At 58.6% G+C, this 12,939-nt stretch carries 11 protein-coding genes; 7 read left to right on the top strand and 4 right to left on the bottom strand.

Going from position 1 to position 12,939, the window contains the following annotated elements; all coding sequences use genetic code 11:
• Positions 1-79: 79 nt before the first annotated feature.
• Both ybbP and ybbA read right to left on the bottom strand, forming a co-directional pair.
• Complete coding sequence (ybbP, locus tag M2407_RS00175) at positions 80-2,512, bottom strand: putative ABC transporter permease subunit YbbP (protein ID WP_259216471.1); 2,433 nt, start codon at positions 2,510-2,512, stop codon at positions 80-82.
• On the bottom strand, positions 2,509-3,195 hold the full coding sequence (gene ybbA, locus M2407_RS00170; RefSeq protein ID WP_020825556.1) for a putative ABC transporter ATP-binding protein YbbA: 687 nt from the start codon (positions 3,193-3,195) through the stop codon (positions 2,509-2,511). Before ybbA ends, ybbP begins: the two co-directional genes overlap by 4 nt.
• On the opposite strand from ybbA, the gene tesA reads away from it, so the two are divergent.
• From tesA to M2407_RS00155, 3 genes are all read left to right on the top strand, one after another.
• A complete protein-coding gene (tesA, locus tag M2407_RS00165; protein WP_259217292.1) occupies positions 3,166-3,804 on the top strand; it encodes a multifunctional acyl-CoA thioesterase I/protease I/lysophospholipase L1 in 639 nt (212 codons plus the stop codon). The two genes, ybbA and tesA, sit on opposite strands and share 30 nt — an antisense overlap.
• A gap of 25 nt (positions 3,805-3,829) precedes the next feature.
• Positions 3,830-4,606 carry an SDR family oxidoreductase gene (locus M2407_RS00160; protein ID WP_046374326.1) on the top strand — a complete coding sequence of 259 codons (777 nt, stop codon included), beginning with the start codon at positions 3,830-3,832 and terminating at the stop codon, positions 4,604-4,606.
• Positions 4,607-4,684: 78 nt separating this feature from the next.
• Positions 4,685-5,539: a co-chaperone YbbN gene (locus tag M2407_RS00155; RefSeq protein WP_259216469.1), complete on the top strand. Its 855-nt coding sequence runs from the start codon at positions 4,685-4,687 to the stop codon at positions 5,537-5,539.
• Positions 5,540-5,810: 271 nt separating this feature from the next.
• Here M2407_RS00155 and cfa read toward each other — a convergent pair whose 3' ends face one another.
• Positions 5,811-6,962 (bottom strand): cyclopropane fatty acyl phospholipid synthase, encoded by a 1,152-nt coding sequence (cfa, locus tag M2407_RS00150; protein WP_259216468.1) that lies wholly within the window; start codon positions 6,960-6,962, stop codon positions 5,811-5,813.
• Between the two features lie 242 nt (positions 6,963-7,204).
• Here cfa and M2407_RS00145 point away from each other — a divergent pair, with 242 nt between their 5' ends.
• Positions 7,205-8,110 carry an SPFH domain-containing protein gene (locus tag M2407_RS00145; protein ID WP_020825551.1) on the top strand — a complete coding sequence of 302 codons (906 nt, stop codon included), beginning with the start codon at positions 7,205-7,207 and terminating at the stop codon, positions 8,108-8,110.
• Between the two features lie 2 nt (positions 8,111-8,112).
• Entirely contained in the window at positions 8,113-8,574 is a 462-nt protein-coding gene (locus M2407_RS00140; protein WP_020825550.1) for an NfeD family protein, read from the top strand.
• On the opposite strand, the gene cueR is transcribed toward M2407_RS00140, so the two are convergent.
• On the bottom strand, positions 8,571-8,972 hold the full coding sequence (gene cueR, locus M2407_RS00135; protein ID WP_020825549.1) for a Cu(I)-responsive transcriptional regulator: 402 nt from the start codon (positions 8,970-8,972) through the stop codon (positions 8,571-8,573). The genes M2407_RS00140 and cueR overlap by 4 nt on opposite strands.
• A gap of 107 nt (positions 8,973-9,079) precedes the next feature.
• Here cueR and copA point away from each other — a divergent pair, with 107 nt between their 5' ends.
• Together copA and M2407_RS00125 are read left to right on the top strand one after the other, a co-directional pair.
• The gene (gene copA, locus M2407_RS00130) at positions 9,080-11,800 is read left to right on the top strand and encodes a copper-exporting P-type ATPase CopA (protein WP_259216467.1); all 2,721 of its coding nucleotides are present in this window, start codon (positions 9,080-9,082) and stop codon (positions 11,798-11,800) included.
• A gap of 149 nt (positions 11,801-11,949) precedes the next feature.
• Complete coding sequence (locus M2407_RS00125; protein ID WP_187962365.1) at positions 11,950-12,753, top strand: TraB/GumN family protein; 804 nt, start codon at positions 11,950-11,952, stop codon at positions 12,751-12,753.
• Positions 12,754-12,939: the final 186 nt, after the last annotated feature.

Genomic DNA, 12,939 nt, shown 5'->3' with positions numbered 1-12,939 from the left:
AGTGTTAACGAGAAACGGGTCGTGCGGAGAGTAACGTCGACCGGCCCCTGACAATGGGCCGGTCGATAACCTGAAGGAACTAGCCGTCGTAGCTGCGGAACAGCGCCTGACCACGTAGCAAACGCACGCCCAGCCAACCGCCACACAGCGACAGCAACAGCGCGCTGAGCAACGGCAGTGCCCACCACAGCACCGGTGTCGGTGCCCACGGGAAGTCAAACACCTGGCTTTGCAACAGCCACAGTGCCGCCTCGGCGCCCACCGCAGCGGCGATGCCCGCCACCAGCCCCAGCAGGGCAAATTCACACCACAGCGTACTGCGCAACAGGCGCTTGCCTGCGCCCAGCGTGCGATACACCACCAACTCCTGACGTCGCTGACGCATCCCCACCTGCACCTGAGCCATCAGCAACAGGCCGCCACACAACACCACCAGCACCACCATCACTTCCAGTGCACGGCTGACCTGCTGCAGCACGCCGCTCACCTGTTTGAGGATCGAGCCGATATCCAGCAGGCTGAGCGTCGGGAACTGACGGTTGAGCTGGGTTAACATCTGGCCGTCCCCGTCATAGCGGAAACTGGTGAGCCAGGTTTGCGGCTGACCGTCCAGTGCACCCGGCGGGAAGATAAAGTAAAAGTTCGGCTTCAGACTTTCCCAATCCACCTGCCGCAGGCTGGTCACCTTGGCGCTGAACGACTGGGTATCGCCACTGAAGGTCAGCGTATCGCCCAGCTTGATCTTGAGCCGCCCGGCAATACCCTGATCCATCGACACTTCGCCGGTCTTAGGCGGCCAACTGCCCGCCAGCAAAGGATTGTGCGCCGGCAAATCCGCCAGCCAGGTCAGGTTCAGTTCGCGATTCACCGCTTCACCGCCCGGATCGTCCTCGTGCACCCGTTCGGTCGCCACCTGCTGGTTAATCTCGGTCAGGCGAACACGGACAATCGGATAGTAGGTCTCAGGTGCAATTTGATGCTGTTGCAGGAAAGTCTTCACCTGCGGCACCTGCGCTTCGGTCAGGTTCAACAGGAAGTAGTTTGGGCTGTCCGGCGGCAGTTGTTGCTGCCAGCGCTCGAGCAGATCGCCACGCAACACCAGCAATAACGCCAACAGCATAAACGACAGCGAAAAGGCCGCCAGTTGGCTCACCGTCACCCAAGGCTGATGCAACAGACGGTTAACCGCCAGACGCAGCGCCAGGTTTTTAAGCGTAATACGGCGCAGCAGCAGCAGGCTGCCCCAACCGATAGCGCCCAACAGCAAGGCCAGCACCAGAATACCGGCCAGGATCGACCACAGCAGCGTGCTGGCGCCCATCAGCGCGGTCAGCAACGCTACCACAATCACCGCCGTCACCGGCAGGAAGTAGCGCAGCCGCCAGACGTTAGCCACCACATCGCGGCGCAGCACCCGCAGCGGCTGAGTCGCCAACAGCTGCCGGTATGGCCGCAGCCCCACCAGCAGCGAAATCATCAGCAACGCGCCGATCGCCCACAGCCACGGCCAGGTCCCGGCGGCAGGCAGCTCCCCCGGCAACACCGGAGCCAGCAGGCGGATCAACACCGCCTCAAATCCCAACCCGATAATCCCCCCGCATACCGCAGCCAGCAGGATCACCGCCAGCCACTGGCCGACAATCAGCTTACGCAACGCACTACGACCGGCACCCAGCGTTTTCAGCACCGCGATCAGATCGTAACGACTGCGGCAATAGTGGCTCATCGCCACCGCTACGGCGGCAATCGACAGCAGCAAAGTCAGCAATGCGGACAACAGCAAGAACTGCTGCGAACGCTGCAGCGATTTGCCTAATGCGCTGCCGGATTCCTGCAGTCCGAACCAGCGCTGATCCGGCCCAAGCTGCGGCGTCAGGCGATCTTCGTAACGCTGAATATCCTGCGCAGCTCCGGCAAACATATAACGGTAGGTCAGGCGACTGCCTGGCTGCACAGCCCCGGTTTTATCCACATCCGCCAGATTGATCATGATACGCGGCGCGGTCTGGAACGGGTTAAAGCCGGAATCCGGCTCCTGAATGATTTCACCGGCAATCCGCAGTTGGGTGTCGCCCACGTCCAACGTATCGCCCACCTTTACGTTCAACAGCGCCAGCAAACGCGGTGCGACCAATACGCTGCCCGGCGTCAGCTTGGCATTAGCCGGACGGGTCTCCAGCTTGCCGTACAGCGGATAGGCCAGATCGGTGGCCTTCACGTCCGCCAATTGCGGCCGGTCTCCGGCGTAGGTCATGGTGGTGAACGACAGCTGCCGGCTGACCTTCAGCCCCTGCTGCTGCGCATCCAGCAGCCAGCCTTCCGGTACCGGCCGGGCGCTGCGCAGCACACGGTCACCGGCGATAAAATCGCGGCTCTGTTGGCTCAGGCCCTTGTCCATACGATCGCTGATGCTGCCCAATGCCAGTACGCAGGCCATCGACAGCGTCAGCGCCAGCCAAACGATCAGCAGCGACGGCGAGCGCCACTCGCGCCAGAACCAGCGCCAGATCATGCTTCCTCCCACAGCTTGCCTTCGCGCAGGCGCAGCCGCCGCTGGCAGCGCGCCGCCAGGGTTTCATCATGGGTGACCAGGATTAAGGTGGTGGAGAAATCGCGGTTGAGTGAAAACAGCAAATCGGCGATGCGCTCGCCGGTCTGGCGATCGAGATTGCCGGTCGGCTCATCGGCGAACAGCACCCGTGGCCGCCCGCTAAACGCCCGCGCCAGCGCCACCCGCTGCTGTTCGCCACCGGAGAGCTGCGCCGGCAAATGATCAAGGCGCTTGCCCAAACCCAACTGTTCCAACAGTTGCACCGCCTGCTCACGGCTCTGGCGGTCACTTTCACCGCGCAGGAGCGCCGGCAACTGCACGTTTTCCAGCGCATTGAGCGTCGGTACCAGCATAAATGATTGAAATACAAAGCCGACATTTTTGGCACGCAGCGCGGCGCGGCCCTCTTCGTCCAGCGCGGTCAGCGATTCGCCCAACAAATGCACCTCCCCTTCGCTGCCGTCGTCCAGCCCGGCGAGGATCCCCAGCAGCGTTGACTTGCCCGAACCGGACTCGCCAATCAGGGCAATTGTCTGCGCGGGTTTGACAACCAGCTCGACTCCGGTAAGGATGGAGAGCTGATGCTCACCCTGACCAACGTGTTTACTAAGATGATGAACTTCAAGAACGTTTTCCGCTGGCATCTTCCCTTCCTTTTGCTGTTGGGATTATTCAGTTTACGCGCTGTCGCCGCCGATACCCTGTTGATTTTAGGCGACAGTTTAAGCGCCGGTTATCGCTTGCCGGTGGCGCAGGCCTGGCCGACGCTGTTGGCCGATCAATGGCAGAAAAAGCCGGGCGATCCGCAACTGGTCAACGCCAGTATCAGCGGCGACACCGCTGCACAGGGGCTGGCCCGCTTGCCCGAATTGCTAAAACAGCACCAGCCGCGCTGGGTGCTGATTGAATTGGGCGCCAACGATGGTCTGCGAGGTTTCCCGGCAAAGGACCTGCAGCGCGATCTCGGCCAAATCATCACCTTGGTACAGCAGGCCGGCGCACAGCCGCTGCTGATGCAGATCCGCATCCCGCCCAACTATGGCCGCCGTTATACCGAGGCCTTCAGCGCGGTTTACCCTCAGTTGGCCAAACAGTTCAACATTCCGCTGCTGCCGTTCTATATGGAACAGGTGGTGGTAAAAGCGGAATGGATGCAGGATGACGGATTGCATCCCAATAAGGATGCCCAACCGTTTATCGCCACCTGGATGGCGGAACGTCTGGAACCTCTAGTAAAACATGAGTCTAACTAAATAGCGTTGTACACTAGGTAAAGTTATGCAAAAAGCAGTGTTGATAACCGGCTGTTCCAGCGGGATTGGATTGATTGCGGCACAGGATCTGCGTAACCGTGGCTACCGCGTGCTGGCCGCCTGCCGCAAACCGCAGGACGTGGAAAACATGCGCCAGCTTGGGCTGGAAGGCATTGAGCTGGATCTGGACGACAGCGACAGCGTCGAACGTGCCGCCGCACAGGTGATCGAACTGACCGGCAATCGGCTGTACGGCCTGTTCAACAACGGCGGCTTTGGTGTTTATGGACCGCTGAGCAGCATTTCGCGCCAGCAGCTGGAACGCCAATTCGCCACCAACCTGTTTGGCACCCATCAGTTAACCCAGTTGCTGTTGCCGGCGATGCTGCCGCACGGCGAGGGGCGCATTATTCAGACCAGTTCGGTGATGGGGTTGGTTTCCAGCGCCGGACGCGGTGCCTATGCCGCCAGCAAGTTTGCGCTGGAAGCCTGGTCCGATGCTCTGCGCATGGAGCTGCACGGTACCGGCATTCAGGTCAGTCTGATTGAGCCCGGCCCCATCTCCACCCACTTTACCCAGAACGTCAATCAGGCGCAGAGCGACAAACCGGTGCATAACCCCGGTATTGCCAAGCGCCTGACGCTGCCGCCGGAAGCCATTTTGCCCAAATTGCGCCACGCGCTGGAAAGTCCAAGGGCTAAACTGCGTTACCCGGTGACCCTGCTGGCGCACGCGCTCAGCGTATTGCGTCGCATCCTGCCGGGCCGCTGCCTGGACTGGCTGCTGCGCAGCAACGGTTAATTGGGCCGGCGGGGTTGAAGAACGCCACTCCGCCCCCATTTAAAAGCCAATGGCTCCGCAAGATCAGAGAGAAAATACATGCTAGCTCAAGCTGTTGTTGATATTAACGAAACTAACCTGCACCAGACGCTGGAACAGTCAATGTCCCTGCCGGTGGTGTTCTACTTCTGGTCGGATCGCAGCCAACACTGTCTGCAGCTCACCCCGATACTGGACAAACTGGCGGCGGAATATGCCGGTCAGTTCGTGCTGGCAAAAGTGGATTGCGACGCCGAACAGGCCATCGCGGCCCAGTTTGGCCTGCGTTCTTTGCCGACGGTGTACCTGTTCAAAGACGGCCAACCGGTCGACGGATTCCAGGGCCCGCAGCCGGAAGAGATGATCCGCGAATTCCTGCAGCGTTTCCTGCCTAAAGAAGAAGATTTGAAGCTGGCGCAGGCGACTGAATTGCTGGCCGAAGGCAATGCCACTGAGGCGTTACCGCTGTTGAAAGACGCCTGGCAAGCCAGCCAGCAACGCAGCGATATTGGCCTGACACTGGCAGAAACCCAGATAGCGCTGAACCGCACTGAAGATGCCGAAACCGTGCTGGCGACCATTCCGCTGCAGGATCGTGATACCCGTTATCAGGGTCTGGTGGCGCAGATTGAGCTGCTGAAGCAGGCTGCCGACACGCCGGAAATTCAACAGTTGCAACAGCAGGTGGAACAGCAACCGGAGAACGTCGATTTAGCCGTGCAGCTGGCGCTGCAACTGCATCAGGTCGGGCGCAACGAAGAAGCGTTGGAGCTGCTGATGGGGCATCTGAATAAAGATCTCGCCGCCGCCAATGGCAACGCGCGCAAGACGCTGATGGATATTCTGGCCGCGTTGGGCACCGGCGACGCATTAGCAGCTAAGTACCGCCGTCAGTTGTATTCATTACTGTATTAATACCCGTCATACTTGAAGCTGCATCTGTGTTGGCTGCGTTTGCTCACCCCAGTCACTTACTTAAGTAAGCTCCTGGGGACTTACAAACTTGCCGCCGTGATGCAACTCCAATTATTTAGGGTATGGCCTTAGTTATTTGGGACAGATCCCCAATGGATTTCCCGCCACATCTAGGCGGCAAACGCGAGAAGCCCTGGGAGCTTAGATAACTAAGTGACCAGGGCTCGAGCGTGCAGCCAACAACGATGTGGCTGGAAAGACGAAGGGGATATCAGCGGTAAACACGAACCCCACCGTCCACCCCCTTCGGGCTGAACAACACCTGCCATAGCTGAATATCCCGTGCACGGAACGCGCCGGCGCAGGCATTCAGGTAATAGGTGAACATCCGCTCGAACCGCTCGGAATACTCTTCGGCCAGCTGCGGCCACGCCCGTTTGAAATTCTCATACCAGGCCATCAGCGTTCGATCGTAATCGGCGCCGATATTGTGCCAATCCTCCATCACAAAACGTCCTTCGCTGGCCTCGGAAATATGCCGTACCGATGGCAGGCAGCCGTTGGGGAAAATGTATTTGTCTATCCAGGCGTCGACGTGCAAATTGGTTTGATTGGCACCTATGGTGTGCAGCAGGAACAGCCCATCGGGCTTGAGGTTGCGCGCTGCTACGCGGAAATACGTGTCGTAGTTCTTCGGCCCCACGTGTTCGAACATGCCGACGGAGACAATGCGGTCAAACTGACGGTCAAGATCGCGATAATCCTGCAGTTGTATCTCCACGTCTAATCCCTGGCAGCGTTCCTGCGCCAGCTTTTTCTGTTCGGCGGAAATCGTCACGCCATACACGGACACGCCGTAGTTTTCTGCCGCATATTGAGCCAATCCGCCCCAGCCACAGCCGATATCCAGCAGTGACATACCGGGTTTCAACTGCAACTTCTCGCAGATCATTTTCAACTTGGCCTGCTGCGCCTGCTCCAGCGTGTCAGCGTCTTTCCAATAGCCGCAGGAATATTGCATATAGGGATCGAGCATCGCGCGGAACAGATCGTTACCGATATCGTAATGCTCCTTACCCACCTGCCAGGCGCGTTTACGCGACTGACGGTTAAACAGCCGGGCATAGGCGATGCGCGCAATGTCGCTCAGGTTTTTAGGCAAACGCTCATCGACGCCCGCCTGCAGAATGCGGGTAAATAGCACATCCAGTCGCTCACAGTCCCACCAGCCATCCATGTAGCTTTCGCCGAACCCGAGCGATCCCTCCTGCAAAATGCGTTTAAACAACGCCGGATTATGTACCTTGATATCGCAGGCGCGGTTGCCGTTGATGGCTACATCGGCGGAGGACAACAATTCCTCCACAATGCGATACCAACGATCTTTTTTCGGGGCGAGTTCATCAACACTGATTGAGTCCATAACAATCCTTGGCGCTAGATGTCATTTCAAAAAGCATAGTCGCAAATATAAATGACAAATATTTGAAGTGAAAAACGGCAATGCTTTTTACTCTAGCCAAGGCGGACAACGTCATGAAATGAATTAAAATTATTAGAAACATGCCAATTTGGAATGTTAATGGCACAACGCCCCTGATTTATTAGTCTTTGCACGGTAGCTGGCGTAATATTCGTTTACATATGTCCGACAGGAGGTTTGCCATGTTTACCCTTATTCCCATCGTGATTGTCGTCGCGCTAATCATCGTATTTGCCGGCGTCAAAATTGTTCCGCAGGGGTTCCAATGGACGGTGGAACGCTTCGGCCGCTACACCAAAACGCTGATGCCCGGTTTAAACCTGGTGGTGCCTTTTATGGACCGCATCGGCAGAAAAATCAATATGATGGAACAGGTACTGGATATTCCATCTCAGGAAATCATCTCGCGCGATAACGCCAATGTGGCCATCGATGCGGTGTGTTTTATCCAGGTGGTGGATCCGGCCCGTGCCGCTTATGAGGTCAGCAACCTGGAACTGGCGATCGTCAACCTGACCATGACCAACTTCCGTACCGTGCTCGGCTCGATGGAGCTGGACGAAATTCTCTCGCAGCGTGACAGCATCAACAGCCGCCTGCTGCACATTGTCGATGAGGCCACCAACCCCTGGGGCATTAAAATCACCCGTATCGAGATCCGTGACGTACGTCCACCGGCAGAGTTAATCTCGGCAATGAACGCCCAGATGAAGGCCGAGCGAACCAAGCGTGCGGATATTCTGGAGGCTGAAGGCGTACGTCAGGCTGCTATCCTGCGTGCCGAAGGCGACAAACAGTCGCAAATCCTCAAGGCGGAAGGTGAGCGTCAGTCTGCGTTCCTGCAGGCGGAAGCCCGTGAACGTGCCGCGGAAGCCGAAGCTCGTGCGACTCAACTGGTGTCCGATGCTATCGCCAGTGGCAATATCCAGGCGGTGAACTACTTTGTGGCGCAGAAATACACCGATGCGCTGCAGAAGATCGGCTCCGCCAATAACAGTAAAGTCATCATGATGCCGCTGGATGCCAGCAGCCTGCTCGGTTCAATTGGTGGCATTGCCGAGCTGTTGAAAGACACCAAAGGCAAGTAATCATGCTCGAACAAATTGCAGCAAACCCGCACTGGTTCTGGCTCTCCCTTGGCGGGCTGCTGCTGGCGGCCGAAATGCTCGGCGCCAGCGGCTACCTGTTATGGAGCGGCGTATCTGCGGTGGTGGTCGGCGCGATTGTCTGGTTGTTGCCGCAGTTGGCCTGGGAATGGCAGGGGGTGATTTTTGCCGTGCTGACCGTGGTGGTGGCCTACCTGTGGTGGTATTGGCTGCGCCAACGTCCGGCGGCGGCCTCCAGCGGTTCGCAGGTACTGAACCAGCGCAACCGCCAGCTGATTGGCACCCGCGCCACGCTGACGGAACCCATGCACAACGGCATGGGGCGCATTAACATCGGCGACAGCAGTTGGCGTGCGCAGGCCAGTGACGATCTGGCGGTGGGCACCGAGGTGGAAGTGATCGCCGTCGAAGGCATAACGCTGGTGATCCGCGCCGTTATTCGTTAATGGTTGTGGCAACACCCTGCCAGGTTATTAATGATCGGGCACTCTGCTCCGTCATCCCCCGGGCACTGATCCGCCAGCGCCAGTAAACGCTGGCGCATCTCACCCAACTCGGCGATGTGTTTTTCAATGTCCGCCACTTTTTGCAGGGTGCGTGCTTTCACATCGGCGCTGTGACGAGCCGGATCGTTGAACAACGCCACCAGTTCGCCGCATTCGTCCAGGTTAAACCCCACCTGCCGCGCCTGACGCAGCAACGTCAGCTCCTCAATGTGCTTCGGGCTGTAGCTGCGGTAGCCGTTATCGGTGCGGATCGGCGCGGTAACCAGCCCTTTCTCTTCATAGAAGCGGATTGCCTTGCTGGTTAAACCGGTTTTTTTCGCCACGTCGCTGATATTCATTTATCCCCCTTGACCTTCCCCTTGCTGGAAGGTTTAGACTCCATTCTTAGTGAAAATAGGCTAAGCGGTCAACCTTTAAACACCGCACCTGAGCGAGGAATCGAATCATGTCACAAACCACAGTGCTGGCATTGCAGGGGCTGACCTGCATGAACTGCGCGCAGCGGGTGAAAAAAGCCCTGGAAAGCCGCGAAGATGTCGAACAGGCAGAGGTCAATGTCCACTATGCCAAAGTCACTGGCGAGGCGTCGAGCCAGGCGCTGATCGACAGCGTAGTCGCTGCCGGCTATCAGGCCGCCGTGGCGCAACAGCCGGATACCGAGCTGCAGTTGAACGGTCTGAGCTGCATGCACTGCGCTGCCAGCACCCGCAAAGCGCTGGAAGCGGTGCCGGGGGTGATTGCCGCCGACGTCAGTATCGACAGCGCCAAGGTTTACGGTGACGCCGCTTCCGAGGCGTTGATCGCCGCAGTTGAAGACGCGGGTTATCACGCCAGCCTTGCCGGAGCCGCTACCTCCCCAAAAACTGAGCCGTTGACTGAATCAGTCCCTGTATTGCCGGAAACCCAGGCAACGGCCTCGTCTCCCCTTCCGGCAACCTCTAATGGCGATGATGATGACAGCGTGCAGCTTTTGCTCAGTGGCATGAGCTGCGCCAGCTGCGTCAGTAAAGTGCAAAATGCACTACAAAGCGTATCCGGTGTAGATCAGGCGCGCGTCAATCTGGCGGAACGCAGCGCGCTGATCACCGGCAGCGCCGATCCGCAAGCGCTGGTCGCGGCGGTCGAGAAAGCCGGTTACGGCGCAGAAATGATCCAGGACGAAACCGAACGCCGCGAGCGCCAACAGCAAACTGCGCAGGCCAATATGAAGCGTTTTCGCTGGCAAGCCGCGCTTGGCCTGGCGCTGGGTATTCCCTTGATGGCCTGGGGGCTGTTTGGTGGCAGCATGTCACTGACGCCGGAAACTCAGCGTCCGTGGCTGCTGGTCGGCCTGCTCACGCTGGCGGTGATGGTGTTCGCCGGCGGGCATTTCTATCGTAATGCCTGGCGCGCGCTGATGAACGGCAGCGCCACCATGGACACCCTGGTCGCACTGGGCACCGGTGCCGCCTGGCTGTACTCAATCAGCGTCAACCTGTGGCCGGATTTCTTTCCGATGGCGGCGCGGCATCTGTACTACGAAGCCAGCGCAATGATCATCGGTCTGATAAACCTGGGCCATGCGCTGGAACAACGCGCTCGCCAGCGCTCATCACAGGCGCTGGAACGGCTGTTGGATCTGACGCCGCCGACGGCGCGCCTGGTGACCGACGATGGCGAGAAAAGCATCCCGTTGGCGCAGGTGCAGCTCGGCATGACGCTGCGGCTGACGACCGGCGATCGTATCCCGGTAGACGGTGAGATAATTCAGGGTGAAGTCTGGCTGGATGAAGCAATGCTGACCGGCGAGGCGGTGCCGCAACAAAAAAGCGTGGGTGATACCGTACATGCCGGGACGGTGGTCGATGACGGCAGTGTGCTATTCCGTGCCGGCGCTATCGGCAGCAAAACCACCCTGGCACGCATCATCAAGCTGGTGCGTCAGGCGCAGAGCAGTAAGCCTGAGATCGGCAAGCTGGCGGATCGCATTTCTGCGGTATTCGTCCCGACGGTAGTGGCTATCGCCCTGTTCAGCGCCGCAATCTGGTATTTCTTTGGCCCGCAACCGCAGCTGGTTTATACGCTGGTGATCGCCACCACGGTCTTGATCATCGCCTGCCCTTGCGCACTGGGTTTGGCGACGCCGATGTCGATCATCTCCGGAGTGGGCCGCGCCGCCGAATTTGGCGTGTTGGTACGTGATGCCGATGCCTTGCAGCAGGCAAGCCAACTCGACACCCTGGTGTTTGATAAAACCGGCACCCTGACCGAAGGTCAGCCGCGGGTGGTAGAAATCCTCACGTTTAACCAGGTGAGCGAGCAGCAGGCACTGCGCTGGGCTGCCGCATTGGAACAGGGCGCCAGCCACCCGCTGGCCCGTGCCATCGTTGATCACGCCGAAGGACAAGCGCTGCCGCATGTTGAGCAGTTCCGTACTCTGCGCGGTGCAGGCGTTAGCGGCGAAGTGGACGGCATGAAGTTGCTGCTGGGCAATGCTGCGTTATTACAACAGCATCAGGTGGCCACCGCCGAGCTGGACACACAGATGCAGCAACAGGCAGAGCGTGGCATTACGCCGGTGCTGCTGGCCGTCGAGGGTAAGCCGGCCGCGCTGTTCGCCATCCGTGATCCGCTGCGCCGCGACAGCGTTGAAGCGCTACAGCGCTTGCACCGTCAGGGCTATCAGTTGGTGATGTTAACCGGCGACAACCCGGTGACCGCCAACGCCATTGCCAAAGAGGCCGGTATCGACCGGGTGATTGCCGGCGTGTTGCCGGAGGGCAAAGCCGAAGCGATCAAACAGCTGCAGGCGCAGGGTCACCGCGTAGCCATGATCGGCGACGGTATCAACGACGCGCCGGCGCTGGCGCAGGCCGATGTCGGCATTGCCATGGGAGGCGGCAGCGATATCGCCATTGAGACTGCCGCCATCACCCTGATGCGCCACAGCCTGAACGGCGTCGCCGATGCGCTTGAGCTGTCTAAAGCCACATTGCGCAATATGAAGCAGAACCTGCTGGGAGCCTTTGTTTACAACACGCTCGGCATCCCGATTGCCGCCGGGGTACTGTATCCGTTGACCGGCACCCTGCTCAGTCCGGTGGTGGCGGGCGCGGCTATGGCGCTGTCCTCCATTACCGTGGTCAGTAACGCCAACCGACTGCTGCGTTTTAAACCCAAACGCTAAATACCCAAGGGGCGCAAATAGTGCGCCCCTTTTTCTTTGGGATAATTCCTTCACTCTTCAGGCTTTCTTGTCCAGCGGATAGCGTTTAGCATGGGGAATCCTCACCTTGCCAAGCCAAGGGTGAACACGCTATTCAGGAGCCACGCTGTATGGGTCAACTGTTACGCCGAATCGCCGCCTTTCTCGGCCTGATATCCCCGATGACTTACGCCTACCCGGCGCTGGATATTCGGCTGCCCGGCGATCGTCAGTTCCATCTGGTGGGCAGCATTCATATGGGCACGGTGGATATGTCGCCGCTGCCGGCCAAGCTGGCAGCTCGCCTCAAACAGGCAGATGCCCTGATTGTTGAAGCCGACATCACCGGTTCCGCCTCGCCCTTTGACCACATCGAACAGCAACCGGAACTTGAACAGCGGCTCTCAGAGTCAGAATTTCAGCAATTACTGACGCTGTGCCAGGAGCTGGGTGCCGACGTCGACAGTTTTTCCACCCTGCCCGGCTGGCAGGTAGCGTTAATGATGCAAGCCCGTCAGGCTCAGCGATTGGGATTACGCGCCGAATACGGCGTGGATTATCAACTGTTGCAGGCGGCCAGAGACCAGCATAAAAAGGTGATTGAGCTGGAAGGGGCGGAACACCAGATGAGTATGCTGGAACAGTTACCGGAGGGAGGAATAGCACTGCTGCGCGACACGCTGGAGCACTGGCACACCAACGCACGCTTGCTGCAAACCATGGTGAGTTGGTGGCTAGACGCAAAACCCAGCGGTATGCTCGAAACCCTGCCCGCCACATTCAGCGCCGATCTGTATGACGTGTTGATGCACCAACGAAATCGCGACTGGCAACAAAAGCTGGAGGCGTTACCGCCAGGAAATTACGTGGTGGCGGTAGGCGCACTGCATCTGTATGGCGAGGATAATCTGCCGGCGATGCTGCAGGCGCAGTAAAAAAGTGGCCAATATCGCTACTGGCCAGTCAAAGAGGAATTTCTTGTATTTTAGTTATACGCATAGCAACCGTGTTAACGGTTACAACAGACAGGGTAGCAACCCAGTGAACATCTTGGCAACCCGCTTTACGCGGCTGCCACTCAGGTTGCTGTTACCGTTATATTTTTGTAATTTTGTTGCATC

Origin of the sequence: Serratia sp. BIGb0234 (genome assembly GCF_024809915.1) — a bacterium.
Classification (GTDB): Bacteria; Pseudomonadota; Gammaproteobacteria; order Enterobacterales; family Enterobacteriaceae; genus Serratia; species Serratia liquefaciens.
The sequence above is the reverse complement of the archived record's forward strand: the minus strand, read 5'-3'. Positions and strand labels throughout refer to the sequence as shown.